This window comes from Streptomyces sp. NPDC017890, assembly GCF_044328675.1.
Classification (GTDB): Bacteria; Actinomycetota; Actinomycetes; order Streptomycetales; family Streptomycetaceae; genus Streptomyces.
In genome coordinates, this window is record NZ_JBIRHU010000001.1 from 99,952 (window position 1) to 123,152 (window position 23,201).

Annotated in this window: 18 protein-coding genes, 3 tRNA genes and 1 pseudogene; 12 read left to right on the forward strand and 10 right to left on the reverse strand. The window is 73.3% G+C overall.

All coding sequences use genetic code 11. From position 1 onward, the window contains the following. The first annotated feature begins 17 nt into the window (after positions 1-17). The 4 genes from ACH4F2_RS00450 to ACH4F2_RS00465 all read left to right on the forward strand — a co-directional run bounded on the left by ACH4F2_RS00450 (position 18) and on the right by ACH4F2_RS00465 (position 3,750). The gene (locus ACH4F2_RS00450; RefSeq protein ID WP_398130466.1) at positions 18-1,067 is read left to right on the forward strand and encodes a rod shape-determining protein; all 1,050 of its coding nucleotides are present in this window, start codon (positions 18-20) and stop codon (positions 1,065-1,067) included. Between the two features lie 24 nt (positions 1,068-1,091). After that, complete coding sequence (locus tag ACH4F2_RS00455; protein ID WP_398130467.1) at positions 1,092-2,528, forward strand: GAF domain-containing sensor histidine kinase; 1,437 nt, start codon at positions 1,092-1,094, stop codon at positions 2,526-2,528. A gap of 233 nt (positions 2,529-2,761) precedes the next feature. Further along, the gene (locus ACH4F2_RS00460; protein ID WP_398130468.1) at positions 2,762-3,484 is read left to right on the forward strand and encodes an ANTAR domain-containing protein; all 723 of its coding nucleotides are present in this window, start codon (positions 2,762-2,764) and stop codon (positions 3,482-3,484) included. Positions 3,485-3,603: 119 nt separating this feature from the next. Next, complete coding sequence (locus tag ACH4F2_RS00465) at positions 3,604-3,750, forward strand: hypothetical protein (RefSeq protein WP_398130469.1); 147 nt, start codon at positions 3,604-3,606, stop codon at positions 3,748-3,750. A 47-nt stretch (positions 3,751-3,797) separates the two neighbouring features. Here ACH4F2_RS00465 and ACH4F2_RS00470 read toward each other — a convergent pair. The 3 genes from ACH4F2_RS00470 to ACH4F2_RS00480 form a co-directional block, all read right to left on the reverse strand. Next, positions 3,798-3,874 (reverse strand) — tRNA-Ile (locus tag ACH4F2_RS00470). Positions 3,875-4,084: 210 nt separating this feature from the next. Then, positions 4,085-4,157: transfer RNA gene (locus ACH4F2_RS00475), tRNA-Asn, on the reverse strand. Between the two features lie 5 nt (positions 4,158-4,162). Beyond that, a tRNA-Asn gene (locus ACH4F2_RS00480) sits at positions 4,163-4,235 on the reverse strand. A 148-nt stretch (positions 4,236-4,383) separates the two neighbouring features. Between ACH4F2_RS00480 and ACH4F2_RS00485 the strand changes: the two genes are divergently transcribed. The 4 genes from ACH4F2_RS00485 (at position 4,384) to ACH4F2_RS00500 (ending at position 10,007) form a co-directional block, all read left to right on the forward strand. Continuing rightward, positions 4,384-4,689 (forward strand): YtxH domain-containing protein, encoded by a 306-nt coding sequence (locus ACH4F2_RS00485; RefSeq protein WP_398130470.1) that lies wholly within the window; start codon positions 4,384-4,386, stop codon positions 4,687-4,689. A gap of 75 nt (positions 4,690-4,764) precedes the next feature. Continuing rightward, on the forward strand, positions 4,765-6,219 hold the full coding sequence (locus ACH4F2_RS00490; RefSeq protein WP_398130471.1) for an FGGY family carbohydrate kinase: 1,455 nt from the start codon (positions 4,765-4,767) through the stop codon (positions 6,217-6,219). Positions 6,220-6,345: 126 nt separating this feature from the next. After that, the gene (locus ACH4F2_RS00495) at positions 6,346-8,079 is read left to right on the forward strand and encodes an ABC transporter ATP-binding protein (protein ID WP_398130472.1); all 1,734 of its coding nucleotides are present in this window, start codon (positions 6,346-6,348) and stop codon (positions 8,077-8,079) included. Then, positions 8,079-10,007: an ABC transporter ATP-binding protein gene (locus tag ACH4F2_RS00500; protein ID WP_398130473.1), complete on the forward strand. Its 1,929-nt coding sequence runs from the start codon at positions 8,079-8,081 to the stop codon at positions 10,005-10,007. Before ACH4F2_RS00495 ends, ACH4F2_RS00500 begins: the two co-directional genes overlap by 1 nt. Positions 10,008-10,033: 26 nt before the next feature. Here the strand turns inward: ACH4F2_RS00500 and ACH4F2_RS00505 are convergent. The 5 genes and pseudogenes from ACH4F2_RS00505 to ACH4F2_RS00525 all read right to left on the reverse strand — a co-directional run bounded on the left by ACH4F2_RS00505 (position 10,034) and on the right by ACH4F2_RS00525 (position 17,048). Further along, positions 10,034-11,385 (reverse strand): annotated as a pseudogene (locus ACH4F2_RS00505) (RNA polymerase sigma factor). Between the two features lie 129 nt (positions 11,386-11,514). Further along, the gene (gene dnaG / locus ACH4F2_RS00510) at positions 11,515-13,443 is read right to left on the reverse strand and encodes a DNA primase (RefSeq protein WP_398130474.1); all 1,929 of its coding nucleotides are present in this window, start codon (positions 13,441-13,443) and stop codon (positions 11,515-11,517) included. Between the two features lie 29 nt (positions 13,444-13,472). Then, positions 13,473-14,738: an NAD(P)/FAD-dependent oxidoreductase gene (locus ACH4F2_RS00515; RefSeq protein ID WP_398130475.1), complete on the reverse strand. Its 1,266-nt coding sequence runs from the start codon at positions 14,736-14,738 to the stop codon at positions 13,473-13,475. A 144-nt stretch (positions 14,739-14,882) separates the two neighbouring features. Then, on the reverse strand, positions 14,883-16,157 hold the full coding sequence (locus ACH4F2_RS00520) for a deoxyguanosinetriphosphate triphosphohydrolase (RefSeq protein ID WP_398130476.1): 1,275 nt from the start codon (positions 16,155-16,157) through the stop codon (positions 14,883-14,885). Positions 16,158-16,217: 60 nt separating this feature from the next. Beyond that, a complete protein-coding gene (locus ACH4F2_RS00525) occupies positions 16,218-17,048 on the reverse strand; it encodes a sirohydrochlorin chelatase (RefSeq protein ID WP_398130882.1) in 831 nt (276 codons plus the stop codon). Positions 17,049-17,220: 172 nt separating this feature from the next. Here ACH4F2_RS00525 and ACH4F2_RS00530 point away from each other — a divergent pair, with 172 nt between their 5' ends. Beyond that, complete coding sequence (locus ACH4F2_RS00530; protein ID WP_398130477.1) at positions 17,221-17,925, forward strand: vancomycin high temperature exclusion protein; 705 nt, start codon at positions 17,221-17,223, stop codon at positions 17,923-17,925. Between the two features lie 253 nt (positions 17,926-18,178). Next, positions 18,179-20,347 (forward strand): molybdopterin oxidoreductase family protein, encoded by a 2,169-nt coding sequence (locus tag ACH4F2_RS00535; protein ID WP_398130478.1) that lies wholly within the window; start codon positions 18,179-18,181, stop codon positions 20,345-20,347. Positions 20,348-20,519: 172 nt separating this feature from the next. On the opposite strand, the gene ACH4F2_RS00540 is transcribed toward ACH4F2_RS00535, so the two are convergent. Beyond that, on the reverse strand, positions 20,520-21,107 hold the full coding sequence (locus ACH4F2_RS00540) for an NADPH-dependent FMN reductase (protein WP_398130479.1): 588 nt from the start codon (positions 21,105-21,107) through the stop codon (positions 20,520-20,522). Between the two features lie 290 nt (positions 21,108-21,397). Between ACH4F2_RS00540 and ACH4F2_RS00545 the strand changes: the two genes are divergently transcribed. Beyond that, a complete protein-coding gene (locus ACH4F2_RS00545) occupies positions 21,398-21,931 on the forward strand; it encodes a hypothetical protein (RefSeq protein WP_398130480.1) in 534 nt (177 codons plus the stop codon). 139 nt (positions 21,932-22,070) lie between these two features. Then, the gene (locus ACH4F2_RS00550) at positions 22,071-22,685 is read left to right on the forward strand and encodes a class F sortase (protein WP_398130481.1); all 615 of its coding nucleotides are present in this window, start codon (positions 22,071-22,073) and stop codon (positions 22,683-22,685) included. Here the strand turns inward: ACH4F2_RS00550 and ACH4F2_RS00555 are convergent. Further along, complete coding sequence (locus ACH4F2_RS00555) at positions 22,623-23,102, reverse strand: winged helix-turn-helix transcriptional regulator (protein ID WP_398130482.1); 480 nt, start codon at positions 23,100-23,102, stop codon at positions 22,623-22,625. The two genes, ACH4F2_RS00550 and ACH4F2_RS00555, sit on opposite strands and share 63 nt — an antisense overlap. Positions 23,103-23,201: the final 99 nt, after the last annotated feature.

Sequence of the window (23,201 nt, forward strand, 5' to 3'; positions counted from 1 at the left end):
TCTCGGGAGGCTCCGCCATGACCGCCAGTACCGCCAGTCTGGAGCAGCTGCGCCGCTGCCACTTCGCCGTCGACCTGGGCGCGGCGCGGACCCGCGTGTACGTCAAGGGCGTCGGGCTCGTCGTCGACCAGCCGTCCGCCGCCGCGGTCAACACCCGTACCGGCGCGCTCATCGCGGTCGGTGAGTTCGCCGAGCGGATGACCGGCCGCACCCCCGGCTACATCCGCGTCGTCCGGCCCATCTCCGGTGGCACGGTCGTCGACATCGAGATGGCCCAGCGCATGCTGCGGCACCTGCTGGGCGACAAGGTCCGCCGCGCCCTGCGCCGCAAGCCACGGCTGCGCGCCGCCGTCTGCACCCCGCACGGCGCCGATCCGCTGGCCCAGCGGGCGTCGGTCGAGACGCTGGTCGGGCTCGGCGCGCGCCGCGTGGAACTCGTCGACACGCTGATCGCGGCGGCGGTCGGCTGCGGGCTGCCCGTCGAGCAGCCCGAAGCGACGATGGTCATGGTGTGCGGAGCGCACGCCACGCAGGTCGCGGTGCTCTCCCTCGGCTCGATCGTGGCGGCCGAGCGCATCCCGGTCGGCGGTGAGGCCGTCGACAACGCGATCGTGCAGCACCTGCGCCTCCAGCACGAACTGATGCTGCCCAGCCAGTCCGTGCGTCCGCTGCAACTCACCCTGTCCGACAACGGGCTCACCCCGCAGGGGCCGACCTCCACCGAGATCCACGGCCGGGACGTGGCGACCGGCCTGGCGCGCAGCGTACAGGTCGACACCGCCGCCGTGCGCAACGCCATCCAGACGCCGCTGACGGCCGTGTTCGACGGCATCGGCAAGGTGCTGCGGGACTGCCCGCCGGACCTGGTGGCGGACCTCGCCGATCGCGGGATCATGATGGTCGGCGGGAGCGCGCTGCTGCCCGGCTTCGACCAGATGCTGCGCAAGGCGACGGGGATGCCGGTGCACATCGCGGAGCGGCCCGACGTGTGCGCGGTCCAGGGACTCGGCATCATGCTGGAGGGCCGGGTCGAGCCGCTGGCCCTCCACTCGACGTCGGCCGACTGACCCGCCACGAGGGAAGCCGGACGGATGACCGCGCACCCCGCGCCCCGGCTGACCCGCCTCCTCGAAGCCGTTCTGGACGTCGGCACCGACCTCGATCTCCGCAGCACCCTGCAGCACATCGTGGACGCGGCCGCCGAGCTGACCGGCGCCGCTTCGGCGGACCTGACCACCGCCGACCCCGGCCGGGACGGCCTCGCCGCGATCCGCACCCCGGGCCGGGACGGCGTACCGGAGGCGGCGCCCCGGCTGCGGATGCCGATCCGCGTACGCGACGAGGAAAGCGACGAGGAGTTCGGCGAGCTGTGTCTCGCCGGGCGGGACGGCGGCGGCCCGTTCACGGCGGAGGACGAGCAGCTGCTGCGGGTCCTGGCCACGCACGCCGGCATCGCGATCGGCAACGCCCGGCTGTACGAGAGGGCCCGGCAGCGCGAGCGCTGGATCGAGGGCGTCGCGGCGGTCACCACCGCGCTGCTCACCGAGGAGAGCGCCGACGACGCGCTGACGACGGTCGCCGAACGGGCCCGGCTGCTCGCCGACGCCGGTGCGGGCGTGATCCTCCAGCCGACCCCCGAGGGCGGCATGGAGATCGTGACCGCCTCCACGCCCGACGACCCGGACGGCATCGTCGGCGCGGCCATCGCACCGGGCAGTCCCGTCCTGGAGCAGCTCCTGGGCGGCGAACCGGTGTTCGTCACGGACTCGGCGACCGATCCGCGCATGACGACGCACGTACGGCACCGGTTCGGCCCGAGCATGATGCTGCCCCTGCGGGCGGGCGGCCGGCTGATCGGCACCCTCGCCCTCCCCCGCCGCCGCGGCGACCGCCCGTACACCGACGTCGAACGGCTGCTCGCGACCCAGTTCGCCTCGCAGGCCGCGCTCGCCCTCGTCCTCGCCGACGCCCGGCGCGGCCGGGAACGCCTCGCGGTCTACGAGGACCGCGACCGTATCGCCCGGGACCTGCACGACCTGGTGGTGCAGCGGCTGTTCGCCACCGGCATGATGCTGGAGTCCACGCGGCGCCGCCCCGGCGCCGAGGACGTTCGCGACATGCTCGGCCGGGCGGTGGACGAGCTGCGGTCCACGGTCCAGGAGGTCCGCACGGCGATCTTCGCGCTCCAGCAGCCCCCGGCCGGCCCCCCGGCGGGCCTGCGCGGCCGGGTACTGCGCGAGACGGCGTCCGCCGCCGCCCTGCTCGGCTTCCCACCGTCCGTCCACTTCACGGGCGCCGTCGACACCCGCGTACCGGACCGGGTCGCGGACCGCCTGCTCACCGCCCTGCGGCACGCCCTGACCGACGCGGCCGGCCGCCCGGGCGTCTCCCGCGTCGAGGTCGCCGTCGACGCGAGTACCGCCGCGCCGGACGGCCGGGAGGAAGTACGGCTGACGGTCCGTGACGACGGCGGGACCGGCCGGGGCGACGGCGAGGGGACGACCGTCACGTGGCGGTCGCCGCTGTGAGCGTGCGGGAACGGGAGGCCCGCCCGAGACGGCGGGCAGCACCTTTACCCATCCGCGGGCCGGTCATTCCCCGCCCCCGGGTGTAGTCCGCCGTCCGGCGGGCAGGCGCACCGACAGCGCCGCAGGACCGCCGCGGACCGGGACTCGGTTCCCCGGTCGGTCCGACGGCCTACGGGGGCTGTGTGACGTTGCGACGTCTGTCAGGTATCGACAAAGACGGACAAGGCGGTGACATGACCCCAGCGGCACCACCACGTCCGGCGGGGAGGCCGGCCATCCTGGTCATCGACGGGCATGTGGACGCGGGCCGGGCACTGCTCGTCCCGCGGGGCGAACTCGTCCGCGGATGCACGCTCGTCCTGGCCGAATCCCTGGCCGCGCTGCCGGCCGGCATCGACCGGGTCGACCTGGACATGGGCGACGTGGTGTTCATGGACACGGCCGGGCTGCAGTTCCTGGACCTGCTGGGCGGCTACAGCCACCGGCAGTCGGTGCCCGCGACGGCGACGAACTGGCGCGGCCAGCCGCTGCGGGTCCTGGAACTGGCCGGCCTGGACACCACCGACCCGCTGCACGCCACGGCCCACCGGCCGGAGCGGCGGCCCGCAGACCGCGCAGCCCCCGCAGACCGCGCAGCCCCCGCAGACCGCGCAGCCCCTGCGGCCCCCGCAGCCCCCGCCGAGCGGCTGCACGTCCTGCAGGAGGAGGTGGACCAGCTGCGCCGGGCTATCGCCTCCCGCCCGGTCATCGACCAGGCGCGGGGCGTGCTCATGGCGCTGCACGCCTGCACCTCGGAAGAGGCGTGGCACATCCTGCGGGAGGCCTCCCAGCTGTCCAACACCAAGCTGCGCACCGTCGCCGCGGCGGTCACCGCCGGCGCCGCGAGCAACGGGCCGCCCCCGTCGGCCGAGGTACGCGCGGCCCTGCGGACGGCACTGGGCCGGCTCGGGCTCTGAGCGCGGGCGCGGTGCCCGGCGGCACCCACCGGTCCCGGCGGTGCGGTGGTGCGGTGGTGCCACCGGCCGGGGCGGGGGTACTCGGGCGCAAACCCCGTCCGACAGGAGGAGGCACCACGATGAGCGAGCAGACCCCGTCCCAGGCGGAGGGCGAACGCGACGAGCAGGACACCCAGGACCGGCAGAGCCCGCCGCACACCACTCCCTCCCAGGCGGAGGGCGAACAGGACGACGAGGACACCGCGGACGCCACGGACGACCGGTAGCCCGGCCACCGGACCTACAGGTGAAAACGTTCCTGCGCCAGAGGCTGTGGTGGGGCGGGTGGGACTCGAACCCACGGCCGACGGATTATGAGTCCGCTGCTCTAACCGGCTGAGCTACCGCCCCATAGCGGCGTGTCGCGTACACGTGTGCGCGCCGTCTGCCGCAGCATAGCCGCTCATACGATCTCCTGCCTCGGATGGTCGGCTACCGCGATGCCTTCATGACCTTGAGGACTCCGCAGCGTGGCGCATGGTTCCCGCGAGTTGCCGGGAGTACCCGTGGGGCATGGATCCGGACATGAAAAAGGACCCCGTGGGGCCCTCGTTCACGATGCTCCCCCGACTGGACTCGAACCAGTAACCTGCCGGTTAACAGCCGGCTGCTCTGCCAATTGAGCTACAGGGGACCGAGCTCCTCGGACTGGACTCGAACCAGTAACCTGCCGGTTAACAGCCGGCTGCTCTGCCAATTGAGCTACCGAGGATTGACTCGCCGCATCGAACGCGTCCGCCTGGGTATCCGCCAGGGGGCGCGCGCTCGCTGCGACACATACATTAGCGCAAGCAGGGGGGTGCTCCGCCAATCGGTACTCCCCGGCACGTCAGAGGCAGAGCAAGGGAAGGGTGGCAGCCATGCGTTACCGGCTCACGTTCGTCGTCGGACTCGCGGTGGGATACGTGCTGGGCACGAAGGCCGGACGGGAGCGTTACGAGCAGTTGCGGAAGTCCGCCCGTCAGGTCGCGCAGAACCCCGCCGTGCGCAACACCGCCGAGTCGGCGGCCCAGCAGGGCAGGCACTTCGCCGACAAGGCCTACACCACGGTGAGCGGCAAGGTCGGGGACCGGATGCCCGACTCGGTGGCCCAGCGGGTCCGCTCCCTGCGTGAGCGCGGCACGAACGGCAGCGGCGCGGACGACTGGGGCACCAGCAACACCTGACGACAGCCGGCAACGGCAGGGGGTGGTGCCCCCGCCGGGTACGTACACCTCTCCCGGTGCGGCAGAATTTCGGGCATGGGGATAGTCGCCGGGTTGGACAGTTCGCCTGATTTCACTCGTATCGTCGTCTGTGATGCGGACACGGGTGCCGTGCTGCGCCAGGGCTACGCGCCGCATCCGCTGGAGAGCCCCGAGGGCGGGGGCCGGCCCGCCGACGTCGATCCGCAGGCCTGGCTGCTGTCCCTCGGGGAGGCCGCCGGTGGCGGGCTGCTGGAGGGCGTGCAGGCCATCGGCGTCTCGGCGCAGGCGAACGCCGTCGTGCCGCTGGACTCGCAGGGCAACACCGTGCGCCCGGCCATGGTGGGCGGCGACAAGCGCTCCCAGGTGGCGGCGGCCGATCTGATCGACGCGCTCGGCGGACGCGAGGCGTGGGCGCAGGCCGTGGGCTCGGTGCCGCAGGCCGCGCAGCCGGTGACCAAGCTGCGCTGGCTGGCGAGGAGCGAGCCCGAGGCCGCCGCGCGGACGGCGGCGCTGCTCCAGGCCCACGACTGGCTCGTGTGGCAGCTGCTCGGGCGGCCCGCGAGGAGGACCACCGACCGGGGCGGGGCGTCCGGGACCGGCTACTGGTCGGCGGCGGGCGGCGGTTACCGGCCCGATCTGGTCGAGCTGGCACTCGGGCACCAGGTGATGCTGCCGGAGGTGATCGGCCCTGCCGAGGCGGCCGGCACGACGCCGGAAGGGCTGCTGATCTCCGCCGGGACCGGCGAGACGATGGCCGCCGCCTTCGGGCTGGGGATAGGGCTGGGCGACGCGGTGGTGTCGCTGGGCGCGTCCGGGTCGGTGATGGCCGTGCATCCCGAGGCACTCGTCGACCGGTCCGGCATGATCACCTCGCTGGCGGACGCCACCGGCATGCACCTGCCGGTCGTCACCACCCTGAACGCCGTACGGACCCTGCGGGGCGCCGCCGAGCTGCTCGGCGTGGCGGATCTGGAGAGCCTGTCCGAGCTGGCGATGAAGTCGACGCCGGGCGCGCACGGGCTGGTGCTGCTGCCCTACCTGGAGGGCGAGCGCACGCCGAACCTGCCGCACACCGCCGGCACGCTGGCCGGCCTGCGGCGCGAGTCGATGAGGCCGGAGCATCTGGCGCGGGCCGCGTTCGAGGGCATGCTGTGCGGTCTCGCCGACGCCCTCGACGTGCTGCGCGGCCGGGGCGTGGACGTGCGGCGGGTCTTCCTGCTGGGCGCGGCGGCCGAGCTGCCGGCCGTGCAGGCGGCGGCGCCCGCGCTGTTCGGGACGCAGGTCGTCGTGCCGCAGCCGGCGGACTACGCGGCGACCGGCGCGGCCCGGCAGGCCGCCTGGGCGCTGGGCGTGTCCCAGGGCACGCTGGACCCGCGCACTCCCCCCGTCTGGCAGGGCGCCGTCGCGCAGGTGCTGGAGCCGGGCGAGGAGCTGGCGGTGGGGCAGGCGGTGCGCCAGCAGTTCGTGTCGGTGCGGGAGCAGACGCATCCGGGGGCGCTACACGCGTGAGGCAGCCCATAAGGCCGGAATCAGCGCGCTGTTGGGTTAATCGGTTGGGGTAACGCGGGTGGAGTGTTCGACGATGGGGGCCACGGGCAACCAACTGTCCCTGTCGCCGACCCCGAGAGACCCAGCGTGCTCATACGACTCCTGCGGACCTGTCTCAGGCCCTACAGAAAATCCATCGCTCTGCTGGTGGCGCTGCAGTTCCTGCAGACCTGCGCCTCCCTCTACCTGCCGACCCTGAACGCGGACATCATCGACAACGGTGTCGTGAAGGGCGACTCGGGGCACATCCTGAGCTTCGGCGCCCTCATGATCGGCATCTCGCTGGCCCAGGTGGTGTGCAACATCGGTGCCGTCCACTACGGTGCGCGGACCGCGGCGGCTCTCGGACGGGACCTGCGCGGTGCCGTCTTCGACCGGGTGCAGTCCTTCTCGGCCCGCGAGGTCGGCAAGTTCGGCGCGCCCTCGCTGATCACCCGGACCACCAACGACGTGCAGCAGGTCCAGATGCTGGCCCTGATGACGTTCACGCTGATGGTGTCGGCGCCCATCATGTGCGTCGGCGGCATCGTGATGGCGCTCGGCCTGGACGTGCCGCTGTCCGGGGTGCTGGTCGCGGTCGTGCCGGGGCTGGCGGTCTGCGTGACGCTGATCGTGCGGCGGCTGCGGCCGCTGTTCCGGGCCATGCAGGAGCGGCTGGACTCGGTGAACCGGGTGCTGCGCGAGCAGATCACCGGCAACCGCGTCATCCGCGCCTTCGTGCGGGACGAGTACGAGCAGCAGCGCTTCCGGAAGGCCAACGCCGATCTCACGGAGGTGGCGCTGGGCACCGGCAACCTGCTCGCGCTGATGTTCCCCGTGGTCATGACGGTGGTGAACGTGTCGTCGGTCGCGGTGGTGTGGTTCGGGGCCCACCGGATCGAGAGCGGCGGGATGCAGATCGGTGACCTGACCGCGTTCCTCGCCTACCTGATGCAGATCGTCATGTCCGTGATGATGGCCACCTTCATGTTCATGATGGTGCCGCGCGCGGAGGTGTGCGCCGAGCGCATCCAGGAGGTCCTGGAGACCGAGAGCAGCGTGGTGCCGCCGGTGGCGCCGGTCACCGAGCTGCGCGGGCACGGGCATCTGGAGGTCCGCGGAGCCGGTTTCCGTTACCCCGGTGCCGAGGAGCCGGTGCTCCGGAACATCGGCCTGACGGCCCGGCCGGGTGAGACGACCGCCGTCATCGGCTCGACTGGCAGCGGCAAGTCCACGCTGCTCGGGCTGGTCCCCCGGCTGTTCGACGCCACGGAGGGCGAGGTGCTGGTCGACGGGGTGGACGTGCGGACCGTCGACCCGAAGGTGCTGGCCAAGGTCGTGGGACTGGTGCCGCAGAAGCCGTACCTCTTCGCGGGCACGGTCGCGACCAATCTGCGCTACGGCAACCCGGACGCCACGGACGAGGAACTCTGGCACGCGCTCGGCGTGGCGCAGGCCCGGGAGTTCGTCTCCGGGCTGGAGGGCGGGCTCGACGCGCCCGTCTCGCAGGGCGGCACCAACGTGTCGGGGGGCCAGCGGCAGCGGCTCGCCATCGCCCGGACGCTCGTCCAGCGCCCGGAGATCTACCTCTTCGACGACTCCTTCTCCGCCCTCGACTACGCCACCGACGCCGCGCTCCGCGCCGCGCTGGGCCGGGAGACGGCCGAGGCGACCGTGGTGATCGTGGCGCAGCGCGTGTCGACCATCCGGGACGCGGACCGGATCATCGTGCTGGACGAGGGGCGGGTGGTCGGCGTGGGCAGGCACCACGAGCTGATGGCGGACAACGAGACCTACCGGGAGATCGTGCTCTCCCAGCTGACGGAAGCGGAGGCTGCCTGATGGCCGGGCCTGCGGGTCGCATGATGGCCGGGGGCGGCCCCGACCAGCGTTCGATGGACTTCAAGGGGTCGAGCAAACGGCTCCTCGCCCGGTTCCGGCCGGAGCGGGTGACCCTGTACGCGCTGCTGGCGTGCCTGGTCGTCAGCGTAGGCCTCAGCGTGGTCGGGCCGAAGATCCTCGGCGAGGCCACCGACCTGGTCTTCGCGGGGATCGTCGGGCGGGACATGCCGTCCGGGGCCACGAAGGAACAGGTCCTCCAGTCCATGCGGGAGCGCGGGGACGGCAACGTCGCCGACATGCTCCGCAGCACGGACTTCACCCCGGGCCAGGGCATCGACTTCGGTGCCGTGGGCGAGACGCTGCTGCTCGCGCTGGCGGCGTTCGCCGTCGCCGGGCTGCTGATGGCGGTGGCCACGCGGCTGGTGAACCGCGCGGTCAACCGGACCATGTTCCGGATGCGTGAGGACGTGCAGACGAAGCTGTCGCGGCTGCCGCTGTCGTACTTCGACACACGCCAACGCGGCGAGGTGCTCTCCCGTGCCACCAACGACATCGACAACATCGGGCAGACGCTGCAGCAGTCGATGGGGCAGCTGATCAACTCGCTGCTGACCATCCTCGGCGTGCTGGCGATGATGTTCTACGTCTCCTGGATCCTGGCGCTGGTCGCACTGGTGACCGTGCCGCTGTCGTTCGTGGTGGCCACGCGCGTGGGCAAGCGGTCGCAGCCGCAGTTCGTGCAGCAGTGGCGCTCGACGGGCGCGCTCAACGCGCACATCGAGGAGATGTACACCGGGCACGCCCTGGTGAAGGTGTTCGGGCGGCAGGACGAGTCGGCGAAGCAGTTCGCCGAGCAGAACGACGCGCTGTACGAGGCCGGGTTCAAGGCGCAGTTCAACAGCGGGATCATGCAGCCGCTGATGATGTGCGTGTCCAACCTGAACTACGTGCTCGTCGCGGTGGTGGGCGGCCTGCGGGTGGCCTCGGGCTCGCTGTCCATCGGTGACGTGCAGGCCTTCATCCAGTACTCCCGGCAGTTCTCGATGCCGCTGACGCAGGTCGCGTCGATGGCGAACCTGGTGCAGTCGGGCGTGGCGTCGGCGGAGCGGGTCTTCGAGCTGCTGGACGCGGCGGAGCAGTCGGCGGACCCGATCCCGGGCGCCCGGCCCGAGGACCTGCGCGGCCGGGTGGAGCTGGAGCACGTCTCGTTCCGCTACGACCCCGACAAGCCGCTGATCGAGGACCTGTCGCTGAAGGTCGAGCCGGGGCACACGGTCGCCATCGTGGGGCCCACGGGCGCCGGGAAGACGACCCTGGTCAATCTGCTGATGCGGTTCTACGAGGTCTCCGGCGGCCGGATCACCCTGGACGGCGTGGACATCGCGAAGATGTCCCGGGACGAGCTGCGGGCCGGTATCGGCATGGTGCTCCAGGACACCTGGCTGTTCGGCGGCACCATCGCGGACAACATCGCGTACGGGGCGTCGCGGAAGGTCACCCGCGGGGAGATCGAGGAGGCGGCGCGGGCCGCGCACGCCGACCGGTTCGTGCGGACGCTGCCCGACGGCTACGACACCGTGATCGACGACGACGGCACGGGGGTGAGCGCCGGTGAGAAGCAGCTCATCACCATCGCGCGGGCGTTCCTGTCCGACCCGGTGATCCTGGTCCTGGACGAGGCGACGTCGTCCGTGGACACCCGTACCGAGGTGCTGATCCAGAAGGCGATGGCCAAGCTGGCGCACGGGCGGACGTCGTTCGTGATCGCGCACCGGCTGTCGACGATCCGGGACGCGGACACGATCCTGGTGATGGAGAACGGTTCGATCGTCGAGCAGGGCGCGCATGCCGGGCTGCTGGCGGCCGGCGGGGCCTACGCGCGGCTGTACCGGGCTCAGTTCGCGCAGGCCGTGGCCGAAGTGGAGTAGGACGTCCCCGGCGGTACGGGCCGGCCTCAGTCCAGGTAGCCCCTCAGCTGCTCCGCGAAGGTGTGGTCGCGGAGTTTGTTGAGGGTCTTGGACTCGATCTGGCGGATCCGCTCCCGGGTCACGCCGAAGATGCGGCCTATCTCCTCCAGCGTGCGGGGGCGGCCGTCGACGAGGCCGTAGCGGAGCTGGACGACCTTGCGCTCGCGTTCGCCGAGGGTGGAGAGGACCGCCTCCAGGTGCTCGCGCAGCAGCAGGAACGCGGCCGACTCGACGGGGCTGGCGGCGTCGCCGTCCTCTATCAGGTCACCGAGGGCGACGTCGTCCTCCTCGCCGACCGGGGCGTGCAGGGAGACCGGCTCCTGGGCGAGGCGCAGCACCTCGCCGACCCGCTCGGGGGACAGCTCCAGGTGGGCGGCGACCTCCTGCGGGGTCGGCTCGTAGCCGCGTTCCTGCAGCATGCGGCGCTGGACGCGGACGACTCGGTTGATCAGCTCCACGACGTGGACGGGGACGCGGATGGTGCGTGCCTGGTCGGCCAGGGCCCGGGACATGGCCTGGCGGATCCACCAGGTGGCGTAGGTGGAGAACTTGTAGCCGCGGGCGTAGTCGAACTTCTCCACGGCCCTGATCAGGCCGAGGTTCCCCTCCTGGACCAGGTCGAGCATGGTCAGTCCGCGCCCGACGTACCTCTTGGCCACGGACACGACGAGCCGCAGGTTCGCCTCGATCAGGCGGCGCTTGGCCAGGCGGCCCAGGACGACGAGCCGGTCGAGGTCGAGGGCGAGCCGGCTGTCCAGGTCGACGGCGAGCCGCAGCTTCTCCTCGGCGAACAGCCCGGCCTCCACGCGCCGGGCGAGGTCGACCTCCTCGGCCGCGGTGAGCAGCGGGATCCGGCCGATCTCCCGCAGGTACTGGCGGAACAGGTCGGAGGAGGGCCCGCCGGTCTCCGTGCGCGTGGGGCGCGGCGGTTCGGGGACATCGGCCTCGGGGTCGTCGGCCGGGTCGGCGGGGTGGCCGGCCGCTTCGGTGACGGCCGCTTCGGCGTCCGCTTCGGGGGCGTCCGTTCCGGGGGCGTCCGTTCCGGGGGCGTCCGTTCCGGGGGCGTCCGCCGCGGGCGGCTCGTCCGGCCGGTTCTCGGGGTGGTGCACGGCACGGTACTGCGCGGGCATCGCGACGAGGACGCCGCTCTCCGCGTCCGGCTCCGCGCCGTCGGTACCGGTGTCGGTCTGGGTGAGGGTCCGGGTCTGCACGGGGGCGACCTCCAGGATGGACGCGGCCGACGGGGGCCGGCGGCGGTACTTCGGGGGCGGAGCCGGCTCACTCGCCGCTGTCCGCCCCGTACGCGTGGAACGCAGCCGCGGGAATCAGTGGCCCGCAGGGACGGAACGGCCGCGCTCCGAGGACTCAGGCACCGCCCCTAGTGTGGGGTACGACACATCGCCGCCACGAGGGGCGTGCGGTGACTTTTTGCGTCCGGCCCGTGACCGCGCGGTGACCCGCGGCCGGTCTAGAGGGCGGCGGCGCCCTGTGCGCCCAGGGTCCGGTCGTACTGCTGGAGGACCCACAGCTCGTTCTGGACGGCGGCCAGTTCGGCGGGGTCGCCGTGGCCGGCGAGGCGGGTGAGGCGGCCCGTGATGTCGCGGATGCGGCGCTCGACGGCCCGGCGCCGGACGGTGACCAGCTGTGCGCCGGCGTAGACCTCGTCGACGCCCTTCACGCCCCGGTGCAGCATGATCGCCTCGACGGCGAGCTCGGTGACCATGGCGCGGACGGCGTCGTCCGGGGCGGCCTCGCGGACGCGGACCAGGTAGCCCTGCGGGTCCTCGACGCCGGACTCGGCGCCGCCCGCCTCCAGGATCGCCTCGCGTACGGCGGCGTAGGGCGGGGCGGTGAACTCGTCGACGCCGTACGCGTCGAAGGCCGGGGAGACCAGTTCGGGGCGCTGGAGGGCGAGCTTGAGCAGTTCGCGTTCGGTGGCGAAGACGGGGTTGCGCAGGTTCAGCGCGGGGCCGCGGGGGCCCGCGTGGCCGGAGGCGGCGTACTGCTGCGGGGCGCCGCCGCCGCGCTGCGGCCGGTCGGGGGCGGGGCCCTTGCCGCCGCGGTCGCGGGCCCAGCGGGCCAGCTGGGCGATCCGCTTGACCACGAACTGCGTGTCGAGGATGCCGAGCATGCCGGCGAGCTGCACCGCGACCTCGTGCTGGGCGCCGCTGTTCTTGATGCGCGCGACGACCGGGGCGGCCTCGTCCAGCGCCGAGGCGCGGCCGGCCGGGGTGTCCAGGTCGTAGCGGGAGACGATCTGGCGGAGGGCGAACTCGAAGAGCGGGGTGCGCGGCTCGACCAGGTCGGCGACCGCGTCGTCGCCCTTGGCGAGGCGCAGGTCGCAGGGGTCCATGCCGTCGGGGGCGATGGCGATGTAGGTCTCGGCGGCGAACTTCTGGTCGTCCTCGAAGGCGCGCAGGGCCGCCTTCTGGCCGGCGGCGTCGCCGTCGAAGGTGAAGATGACGCGGGCCGAGCCGTTGTCCATCAGCAGGCGGCGGAGGATCTTGATGTGGTCGCCGCCGAAGGCGGTGCCGCAGGTCGCGATGGCGGTGGTGACGCCGGCCAGGTGGCAGGCCATGACGTCGGTGTAGCCCTCGACGACGACCGCGCGGGACGCCTTCGCGATGTCCTTCTTCGCGAGGTCGATGCCGTACAGCACCTGGGACTTCTTGTAGATCGCCGTGTCGGGGGTGTTCAGGTACTTCGGGCCGTTGTCCGCTTCGTAGAGCTTGCGGGCGCCGAAGCCGACGACGTCGCCGCCGATGTCGCGGATGGGCCACATCAGCCGGCCGCGGAAGCGGTCGATGGGGCCGCGGCGGCCCTCCTGGGCGAGGCCGGACAGGAGCAGCTCCTTGTCGCTGAAGCCCTTGCCGCGCAGGAAGCGGGTGAGGTGGTCCCAGCCCTGGGGGCTGTAGCCGACGGAGAAGTGCTGGGCGGCGGCCTGGTCGAAGCCGCGGTCGGCGAGGAAGGCGCGGCCGGTGTCGGCCTCGGGGCTGGTCGCCAGCTGCTCCGCGTACCACTGGGCGGCGATCTTGTGGGCCTCGACCAGGCGGATGCGTTCGCCGCGCTGGTGGGCTGGGTTGTACCCGCCCTCCTCGTAGCGCAGGGTGATGCCGGCCTGACCGGCCAGGCGCTCGACCGCCTCCGAGAAGGTGAGGTGGTCGATCTTCATCACGAACGTGATGGTGTCGCCGCCCTCCTGGCAGCCGAAGCAGTGGAAGAACCCCTTGCTCGGGCTGACCTGGAAGGACGGGGACTTCTCGTCGTGGAAGGGGCACAGCCCCTTCAGGTTGCCGCCGCCCGCGTTCCTCAGCTGGAGGTACTCCGAGACGACGGCGTCGATCGGGACCGCGTCCCGTACCGCCTTCACGTCCTCGTCGTTGATCCGTCCAGCCACGCATGAAGTCTACGGCGGCCGGCCGGCAGCTACGCGACGAGGCTTTCGAGGGATACGTGCGGGTCGGCGAGGGCCTCCGTGTCCACCCGCGTCTTCGCGCGGATCAGCTGCTGGATCGGCTCCGTGACGTCCCACACGTTGACGTTCATCCCGGCCAGCACCCGGCCCTCCTTCACCCAGAAGGCGATGAACTCGCGTTTCGCGGCGTCCCCGCGGATCACCACCTGGTCGTACGACCCGGGCGGCGCCCAGCCGGAGTACTCCATGCCGAGGTCGTACTGGTCGGTGAAGAAGTAGGGCACGCGGTCGTGGGCGAGGTCCTGGCCGAGCATCGCGCGGGCCGCGGCGGGGCCGCCGTTCAGGGCGCCCGCCCAGTGCTCCACGCGCAGGCGGGTGTCGAAGAGGGCGTGGTGGAAGGAGGCCACGTCACCGGCCGCGTGGATGTCGGGGTCACGGGTGCGCAGGTTCGCGTCGACGACGATGCCGCCGCCGTGGGCGCGGTCGGCGATCTCCAGGCCCGCGGCCTGGGCGAGCGCGGTGCGCGGGGCGGCGCCGATCGCGGCGAGCACGTCGTGCGCGGGGTGCTCCTCGCCGTCGTCGGTGCGGGCGGCCAGCACCATGCCGTCCTGGCCGATGATCTCGGTCAGCCTCACGCCGAACCGGAAGCGGACGCCGTGCGCCTCGTGCAGTTCGGCGAAGACGGCGCCCAGCTCGGGGCCGAGGACGCCGTGCAGCGGGGTCGGGCCGGGCTCGACGACGGTGACCTCCGCCCCGTACTCGCGGGCCGCGGCCGCGACCTCCAGGCCGATCCAGCCGGCGCCGGCGATCACGAGGTGGCCGTTGTCCCGGCCGAGGGAGGCGAGGACGCCCTTGAGGCGCTCGGCGTGGGCGAGGCGGCGCAGGTGGTGGACGCCGGCGAGGCCGGTGCCGGGGACGTCGAGGCGGCGGGGCTCGGCGCCGGTCGCGATGAGCAGCTTGTCGTACCCGGCGCGGGTGCCGTCGTCGCCGTAGTGGACGGTCTTCGCGGCGCGGTCGATCGCGACGACGGTCTGGCCGAGGTGCAGTTCGATGTCGTGCCGGGCGTACCAGGCGGGCTCGTGCACGAAGACGCTGTCGCGTTCCTCCTTGCCGAGGAGGTAGCCCTTGGACAGCGGCGGGCGCTCGTAGGGGTGGTCGCGTTCGTCGCAGATGAGGATCACCCGGCCGGTGAACCCCTCCGTGCGGAGCGTCTCGGCCGCCTTCGCGCCGGCCAGGCCGCCTCCGACGATGACGAATGTCTGATCCGCGTCGACCACTTGTTGCCTCCTCGTCAGGGTGCCGCCACATCCGAGCGTCCCGCACGTGGCGTGGTGCGGGAAGAGGGAGTGGCCCGATCAGGCCACGGAGGGCCGTGTTTCGGCGGCCTGCGTGCCTGTCGGGTCACACCTGTCCCGCCAGTCTCATGGATGCACCGTCAGCCGGGCGTGAAGCGAGCGGGCCGAGGCGTCGGTCAGGGAGGCGATCTGGTCGACGATCACCCGTTTGCGGGCGCGGTCGTCGGCGGCCGCGTCGAACAGGGCGCGGAACTGGGGGTCGAGGCCGTCCGGGGCGCGGGCGGTGAGCGCCTCGGCCAGTTCGGCGACGACGACGCGCTGGTCGGCGCGGAGCCGCTCCTGCTCGGTGCGCTGCATGACGTAGCGGACGGCGACCGCCTTGAGGACGGCGCACTCCATGCGGGTCTGGCGGGGTACGACCAGTTCGGCCGTGTACCGGGTGAGGCGGCCGCCGCCGTACGCGGCCCGGGTGGCGGCCTCGGCGGCGAGGCAGAAGCGGCCGATGAGCTGGCTGGTGGCGTCCTTGAGGCGGGCCTGGGCGACGGCCGAGCCGTCGTAGCCGTGCGGCCACCAGTCCTGGGCGAGGAGGCGGTCGAGGGCGGCGGCGAGTTCGGCGTGGTCGGTGCCGGCGGGGACGTAGCGGCCGACGGCGACGTCGAAGACGGCCGCGCGCTCGGGGTCGGCGAGCAGGCAGTTCGGGTCGATGTGCCCGGCGTGCAGGCCGTCCTCGACGTCGTGCACGGAGTACGCCACGTCGTCGGCCCAGTCCATGACCTGGGCCTCGAAGCAGGCGCGGGCGGCGGGGGCGTCCTCGCGGAGCCATTCGAAGACGGGCCGGTCGTCGTCGTACACGCCGAACTTGGGCGAGGCCGGGTCGGTGGGGTGGGCGCCGCGGGGCCACGGGTACTTGGTGGCGGCGTCGAGGGTGGCTCGGGTGAGGTTGAGGCCGACCGAGCCCTCCTCGGTGAACCGCTTGGGCTCGATGCGGCTGAGGAGCCTCAGTGACTGGGCGTTGCCCTCGAAGCCTCCGCAGTCCTCGGCGAAGTCGTTGAGCGCCTGTTCGCCGTTGTGACCGAAGGGCGGATGCCCCAGGTCGTGGGCGAGGCAGGCGGCCTCGACGAGGTCGGGGTCGCAGCCGAGGGCGGCGCCGAGTTCGCGGCCGACCTGAGCGCATTCCAGGGAGTGCGTGAGGCGGGTGCGGGGGCTGGCGTCCCAGACGGGGCTGCCCTCCCCCGGCGTGACGACCTGCGTCTTGCCGGCCAGGCGGCGCAGGGCGCCGGAGTGGAGGATGCGGGCGCGGTCGCGCTGGAAGGCGGTGCGGCCGGGGCGTTTGTCCGGCTCGGGGGCGTAGCGGGCGGCTGACGCCGGGTCGTAGGGGGGTGCGGTCCCTGTGCCTTCCATGCCATGAACACTAAGCGGAAGGTGTGACAGTTGGGTCGTCCCCGCGTGTGCCGGGTTCTGTCATCGGGCGAGTACGGCGTACGTCGTGGCTGGCCGCGCCCGCGCGACGGAGCCGCGGGCCGATGCGTCCCGTGCCCCTTCGGGGTTGTTCCCGCCGCCTGTCACGCGTGCCCGGTCGTAGCGGTGCAGCAGCAGGCGTGCCATCGCCGGGTGAGTGCCCAGTGGGGCCGACGCGATCCACGGGGCCGCCGCCGCGCACTCCGTCGCGAAGCGGCCGGGGGCCGTGAAGTACGAGGCGACGGCGACGTGGCGGTGGCCCCGGGCGGTCAGCGCGCGTACGGCCTCCGGCACCGTCGGAGCCGCCGCCGAGGCGTACGCGGGGACCACCGGGACACCGAGGCGGGCGGACAGGAGCGTCGCCGTGCGGTCCGTGTCGGTCCTGGACTCCGGGTCGCGGGAGCCCGCGGCGGCGAGGACGACCGCGGCGTCCCGCGGGGCGTGGAGGGGCCAGCCGGCCTCCAGGAGGTTGTCGTGCAGGGCGTCCACCAGGAGGGGGTGCGGGCCGAGGGGGGCGGCCACGCGGGTACGTGCCGGTGCCGCCGCGGCCATCTCGGGGATGTCCCGTTTGACGTGGTAGCCGCGGCTGAGCAGGAGCGGGACCAGGACCGCCTCGCCGTCGCCGAGGGCGGCCAGCGTGTCGGGCAGCAGGGGTTCGTTCAGCTCGATGTGGCCGAGGTGCACCGGCAGGGCGGGGCGCAGGGCGCGGACCCGGTCGAGGAGCGCCCGTACGGTGCTCAGCGCGCGGGGGTCGCGGCTGCCGTGGGCGACGACGACCAGGGCGGGGGTGCCGCCTGGGTGGTTCACCGTGCTCGTCCTGCCCATCGCTGTCATCGGCGTCATGCACCGATGGTGGGGGCGGGACGTTGCCTTTCCGTTGCGTCGGTGTCACAGGGGTTTTCCGTCGGTCCGCGGGCCGCCGGGGGCCTGGTGTGAGCGGGCGGCGAACCGGACGGTGCTCCGCCACGTCCCTGAGAACGGGACCGACCGGGGAGGGAACCGTCCGATGCGCCGCCCGAGACTTCCGAGACTTCGCAGACCGCGCCTGCCGCGCACCCGCCGGGGGCAGCGGCGGCTGATCCAGGCGGTGACGGCCGGGTGCGTGCTGGCCCTGCTGCCCGCGACGTGGATGCACCTGGTCACCGGCGACCGGCTGCGCACCACGGCCGACGTGCCCCGCACCGACGTCGCGGTCGTCTTCGGCGCCGGACTGTGGAACGGGGAGCCGTCGCCGTACCTGGCGCACCGGCTGGACGCGGCGGCGGAGCTGTACCGGGCGGGCCGGATCGAGGTGGTGCTCGTGACCGGGGACAACAGCCGTGAGGAGTACGACGAGCCGGACGCCATGCGTGCCTACCTCGTGCGGCACGGTGTGCCCGACGGGCGGATCGTGAGCGATTACGCGGGCTTCGACACGTGGGACTCCTGCGTCCGCGCGAAGAAGATCTTCGGGGTCGACCGGGCCGTGCTGATCAGCCAGGGTTTCCACATCCGGCGCGCGGTGGCGCTGTGTCAGGAGGCGGGGGTGGCGTCGTACGGCGTCGGGGTCGACGAGCGGCACGACGTGACCTGGTATTACGGGGGCGCGCGGGAGATCCTCGCGGCGGGAAAGGCGGCACTCGACGCGGTGTTCGAACCGGATCCGCGGTTCCTGGGGCCCGCGGAGCCGGGTGTGGCACGGGCGTTGTCCACGGCGTCCGCGGCCGAATGACCGAGCGGACGGATCCGGGACTTTCCCCCGTGCCGGTTTGACGTGCGCGCTTCACTCATCAGTGTGACATACGGCGATGAACACTCTCCGCCCCCGGTGCCGTGCGGGCTCCGGGACCGCGGGCTCCGGCGGCCGGTGCGGCGCGGCGCGCTTTTGCCTCACGGTCCCCGGACGGCGGCGGGGAGGTCGCCGTCCCGTCGGCGTAACACGGCGTCGCCCGGTCGCGTAACACGGGCGGCGCACGCTGGGCGGCATGCAGAACACCGCCACGCCCACGCCCACGCACTGCCCGTACTGCGCCCTGCAGTGCGGGATGAACCTGACGCCCGCCGCCGACGGGACCGTCGAGGTGACCGAGCGCGCGGACTTCCCGGTGAACCGGGGCGCGCTGTGCGGCAAGGGGCGTACCGCGCCGGCGGTGCTCGCGTCGGATGCCCGGCTGACCTCGCCGCTGGTGCGCGGCTCGGACGGGGCGCTGGTGCCGGCCTCGTGGGACGAGGCGCTGGGCCGGATCGCCGGGAACCTGGACCGTACGCGGGCGGAGCACGGCGCGGACGCGCTCGGGGTGTTCGGCGGGGGCGGGCTGACCAACGAGAAGGCGTACACGCTGGGGAAGTTCGCCCGGGTGGTGCTGGGCACCTCGCAGATCGACTACAACGGGCGGTTCTGCATGTCGTCGGCCGCGGCGGCCGGCACGAAGGCGTTCGGCCTGGACCGGGGGCTGCCGTTCCCGCTGGAGGACATCCCGCGGACCGGGTGCGTGATCCTCGTCGGGTCGAACCCGGCGGAGACGATGCCGCCGTCCCTGCGGTACTTCACCGAACTGCGCGAGAACGGCGGCACGCTGATCGTCGTCGACCCGCGCCGCACGAAGACCGCCGAGCAGGCCGACCTGCACCTGGCCCCCCGGCCGGGCACCGATCTCGCGCTCGCGCTGGGCATGCTGCACCTGGTCGTCGCCGAGGGGCGGGTCGACGAGAGTTACGTCGAGGAGCGCACGGCGGGCTGGGAGGACGCGCGGGCGGCGGCGATGGCGCACTGGCCGGAGTACGTGGAGCGGATCACGGGGGTGTCCGTTCCCGAGCTGCGCGAGGCCGTACGGCTGTTCTGCGCGCCGGACGCCGCGATGGTGCTGACCGCGCGCGGGCCCGAGCAGCAGGCCAAGGGCACGGACACGGTGGGCGCGTGGATCAACCTGTGCCTGGCGACCGGGCGGGCCGGGCGTCCCCTGTCGGGTTACGGCTGCCTGACCGGGCAGGGCAACGGGCAGGGCGGGCGCGAACACGGCCAGAAGGCCGACCAGTTGCCCGGCTACCGCAAGCTGACGGACCCGGCGGCGCGGCGGCATGTCGCCGGGGTGTGGGGTGTGGACCCGGACTCACTGCCGGGGCCCGGGCGCAGCGCGTACGAGTTGCTGGACGCGCTGGGCACGGACATCAGGTCGCTGCTGGTGATGGGCTCCAATCCGGTGGTCTCGGCGCCCCGCGCGGCGCACGTCGAGGAGCGGCTGCGGTCGCTGGACTTCCTGGCCGTGTGCGACGTGGTGCTGTCGGAGACGGCGGCGCTGGCGGACGTGGTGCTGCCGGTGACGCAGTGGGCGGAGGAGACGGGGACCACGACCAGCCTGGAGGGGCGGGTGCTGCTGCGGCGGCGGGCGATCACCCCGCCGGACGGCGTCCGCAGCGACCTGGAGGTGCTGCACGGGCTGGCCGGCCGGCTCGGCGTGGAGAAGGGCTTCCCGACCGAGCCCGAGGAGGTCTTCGAGGAACTGCGCCGGGCGAGCGCGGGCGGCCCGGCGGACTACTCGGGGATCGACTACCGGCGGCTGGCCGAGGAGGGCGGGGTGTTCTGGCCGTGCCCGGCACCGGAGGAGACCGCCGCCGGGGTCACCGGTCCGCATCCGGGCACCGCCCGCCTCTTCCTCGACCGCTTCGCCACCGACGACGGCCGGGCCCGGTTCGTGCCCGTCTCGCACCGTCCGAGCGCCGAGGAGCCGGACGACGAGTACCCGGTGCTGCTGACCACCGGGCGGGTCGTGGCCCAGTACCAGTCCGGTGCGCAGACCCGGCGCGTGGCCGAGCTGAACGCCGCCGCCCCCGGCCCCTTCGTGGAGCTGCATCCCCGGCTGGCGGCGCGGCTGGGGGCGTCCGAAGGCGATCCGCTGGCCGTCGTCTCGCGACGCGGCCGGGCGGTGGCTCCGGCGCGCATCACCACCGGCATCCGGCCCGACACCGTGTTCATGCCCTTCCACTGGCCGGGCGAGGGCCGCGCCAACACCCTGACCAACCCGGCGCTGGACCCGACCTCGCGGATGCCGGAGTTCAAGGTGTGCGCGGTGCGGTTGGAGACGGTGACGGCCCCTCTCGCGCGGGGTGGCTCACCGGGGACCGCCGGGGACCGGCGCGGTGACGTGGGGGACTGACGCCTGCCCGGAACGGGCGCGGAGGTGCTCCCTTGTGTCGCCCCGTTCCCGTGCCGACCCGTTCCCGTGCCGACCCGTTCCCGTGTCGCCCCGATCCCGTGTCACCCCCGTTCCTGTGTCGACCCGTTGCCATGGGGCATCCCGCCCCCATGGCACCCGGCCCTGCCGCGCCCTACACGTCGTCGTAGGGCCGCTTCTCCTTCGCCTCGCGCAGGGCCCGCCCCCACCACACCAGTTGGTCGAGCATCGTCTTCGCCGCCGCGTCCGGTCCCGACGGGTCGCTGAGCCTGCCCTCGTCGTCGAACGCTGCGCCCGCGTTGTGGAAGGAGACGGTGTCGCGGACGGTGACGGCGTGCAGTTCGGCGAAGACCTGGCGCAGGTGCTCGGCGGCGCGCAGGCCGCCGGCCAGACCACCGTAGGAGACGAGGCCGACGGGCTTGGCCCGCCACTCGGTGAAGTGCCAGTCGATGACGTTCTTCAGACCCGCCGGGAACGAATGGTTGTACTCGGGCGTGAGCACGACGAACGCGTCGGCGGCCGCCAGTTTCGGGGTGATCTCCGCCAGCGCGGCGGCCGCCTCCGGGGTCGGGGCCAGGGTCGTGGGCAGGTCGGTCGCGGCGACGTCCACGACCTCGGTGACCAGGTCGTCGTGGGCCCGGAGGTGGTCCAGGAGCCAGTCGGCGACGACGGGGCCGAAACGGCCGTGGCGGTTGCTGCCGACGAGCAGGGTCACACGGAGCGGAGCGGTCGTTGTGTTCATGCGGGACAGCCTGGTACCTCGACCTTGGTTGAGGTCAAGCCGGGCGCCGGCGGGCCCGTTCGGCGGCACCGTCACCCGTTCACACGCGCGTCCCGCGCCCTTCGGGTTCTTCTCCGCCGTACGCCCGCCACCCGCCCGTGACCTGCCGAAACGGTGTCCGGCACGGGCCCGCCGGGCGCGCGGCCGACACCCGTTCATCCCATTCCCGGCGTGTTCTCGGGGAGCGGGCCGCGTCCGGTGCGACTTTCCTCGGGAGGGCAGGGGTCACCGAAGAGCTCAAAGGAGCACCGATGCGACGTACCGCCCGTCTGCTGACCGGTACCGCGCTCGCCGTCGCGGCCGTCGGCCTCGCCGCCCCGGCGACGGTGTACGCCGGGGAGGTCTCGGCGACCGGTGGCCTGGAGGTGCACCCGTCCTCGGTGGTGCCGGGCGAACCGGCGATGGTGACCACGGCGGCGTGCGGCAAGGCGGGTTCGGCGGCGGGTGACGCCAGCGCGGTGGGCGCCGGTGCGTTCCCGCTGGCACCGGGCGCGGACGGCGGCGAGGCGGCCGGCCGCTTCGAGGTGCCGCCGAGCGCGCAGCCGGGGACGTACGAGATCGTCGCGACCTGTGGCGGGAGCGGCCTGCGGGTGACGGGCGACCTGGTGGTCACGCTGACCTCGGCCCGTGCGCAGGTGTACCCCAGAGGAAGCGTGAAGACGGGGGTCGGCGGCGCTCTTGGCCCCGATCCCGTGCAGACCGCGGCCGGTGTGACGGCTCTGGCCGTCGCCGCCGCGGGCGGTACCTGGCTCCTGCATCGCCGGGCGAGAGGCGACGGGATCTGACGGGCACCCTCCGCTGCCCGTCCGCCGGTACCGCATTTCCCCACCCCCTCCGGGTCCGACCGCCCCCTCAGCGGCCCGGAGGGGGCAGGGGGTCCACAACAGGTGGGCCTTCACAGGGCCCGGAGGGAGAGGGGCCGCCATGCGCCGGGCCGGCGACACCGCGACAGCGGCCGTCACCGCGGCCGCCCTCTGCACCGGGGCCTGGCTGCTGCTCGACGCCCACACCGGTGCCCCGCCGCAGCCCTCCGCCGCGCAGGCCCGCACCGGGCAGGCCGGCGACGCCGCCGCACCCGCGCTGCCGCCCTCCCCGCCCGACCGCATCCGCATCCCGGCGATCGGCGTGAACGCCCCGATGACGGGCCTCGGCCTGACACCGTCCGGCAGCCTCGGCGTGCCGCCCGCCGAGAAGGAGAACCTCGCCGGCTGGTACGAGGCCGGCACCACCCCCGGCGAGACGGGCACCGCGATCGTCGCCGGGCACGTCGACAACGCCGAGGGCCCCGCGGTCTTCTACCGGCTCGGCGCCCTGGAGAAGGGCGGCACCATCGAGGTCGACCGGCGCGACGGCGGCGTCGCGGTGTTCACCGTGGACGCGGTGGAGGTGTACGCCGCGAAGGACTTCCCCGACGAGAAGGTGTACGGCGCGGCCGACCGGCCCGAGCTGCGCGTCATCACCTGCGGCGGCGGCTACTCACGCGGTACCGGCTACCAGGGGAACGTGGTCGTCTTCGCGCACCTGACCGGCAGCCGGTGACGCCGGCGAGACCGCTGAGACCGGTGAGACCGGTGAGACCGGGGAGACCGGTGAGACTTGTGAGACCTGTGAGACCGCTGACACCGGTGAGGCGTTCAGCACGTTCGCCCTCCCCCACGCGCCGAGCGGCGCGAGCGCCTCGTTGAGGGCGACGCCCCGGGGGGTCAGCGAGTACTCGACGCGCGGCGGCACCTCGGCGTACTCCTCGCGGTGCACGATGCCGTCGGCCTCCAGCTCCCGCAGCTGCGCGCTGAGCACCTTCTCCGTCACGCCGGGCAGCTGCCTGCGCAGCGCGCCGAAGCGGTACGGCCGCTCGTGCAGCGCCCAGAGGATGAGCCCCTTCCACTTCCCGCCGATCACGTCCATCGCCGCGTCGATCCCGCAGATGTACGCCCCCGGCCGCCGTGCCGTCCCCATACCCGTCTCCCCGTCCCTGTCCGCTGCCTGGATGCTTTCCGCGAGGTAACCGCCCACTTCGAAGTGGGTACTTGAGCGGCCGCTCCCCTCGGCGGAACC

What these genes read in the sequence shown, in the direction of transcription:
- ACH4F2_RS00500 (WP_398130473.1), top strand. Translation starts at nt 8,079, where the DNA reads ATGGCCGGGCCTGCGGGTCGCATGATGGCCGGGGGCGGCCCCGACCAG.
- ACH4F2_RS00485 (WP_398130470.1), top strand. Translation starts at nt 4,384, where the DNA reads ATGCGTTACCGGCTCACGTTCGTCGTCGGACTCGCGGTGGGATACGTG.
- ACH4F2_RS00530 (WP_398130477.1), top strand. Translation starts at nt 17,221, where the DNA reads ATGCGCCGCCCGAGACTTCCGAGACTTCGCAGACCGCGCCTGCCGCGC.
- ACH4F2_RS00450 (WP_398130466.1), top strand. Translation starts at nt 18, where the DNA reads ATGACCGCCAGTACCGCCAGTCTGGAGCAGCTGCGCCGCTGCCACTTC.
- ACH4F2_RS00545 (WP_398130480.1), top strand. Translation starts at nt 21,398, where the DNA reads ATGCGACGTACCGCCCGTCTGCTGACCGGTACCGCGCTCGCCGTCGCG.
- ACH4F2_RS00460 (WP_398130468.1), top strand. Translation starts at nt 2,762, where the DNA reads ATGACCCCAGCGGCACCACCACGTCCGGCGGGGAGGCCGGCCATCCTG.
- ACH4F2_RS00540 (WP_398130479.1), bottom strand. Translation starts at nt 21,107, where the DNA reads ATGAACACAACGACCGCTCCGCTCCGTGTGACCCTGCTCGTCGGCAGC.
- ACH4F2_RS00520 (WP_398130476.1), bottom strand. Translation starts at nt 16,157, where the DNA reads ATGGAAGGCACAGGGACCGCACCCCCCTACGACCCGGCGTCAGCCGCC.
- ACH4F2_RS00490 (WP_398130471.1), top strand. Translation starts at nt 4,765, where the DNA reads ATGGGGATAGTCGCCGGGTTGGACAGTTCGCCTGATTTCACTCGTATC.
- ACH4F2_RS00535 (WP_398130478.1), top strand. Translation starts at nt 18,179, where the DNA reads ATGCAGAACACCGCCACGCCCACGCCCACGCACTGCCCGTACTGCGCC.
- ACH4F2_RS00465 (WP_398130469.1), top strand. Translation starts at nt 3,604, where the DNA reads ATGAGCGAGCAGACCCCGTCCCAGGCGGAGGGCGAACGCGACGAGCAG.
- ACH4F2_RS00455 (WP_398130467.1), top strand. Translation starts at nt 1,092, where the DNA reads ATGACCGCGCACCCCGCGCCCCGGCTGACCCGCCTCCTCGAAGCCGTT.
- ACH4F2_RS00550 (WP_398130481.1), top strand. Translation starts at nt 22,071, where the DNA reads ATGCGCCGGGCCGGCGACACCGCGACAGCGGCCGTCACCGCGGCCGCC.
- ACH4F2_RS00525 (WP_398130882.1), bottom strand. Translation starts at nt 17,048, where the DNA reads ATGACAGCGATGGGCAGGACGAGCACGGTGAACCACCCAGGCGGCACC.
- ACH4F2_RS00555 (WP_398130482.1), bottom strand. Translation starts at nt 23,102, where the DNA reads ATGGGGACGGCACGGCGGCCGGGGGCGTACATCTGCGGGATCGACGCG.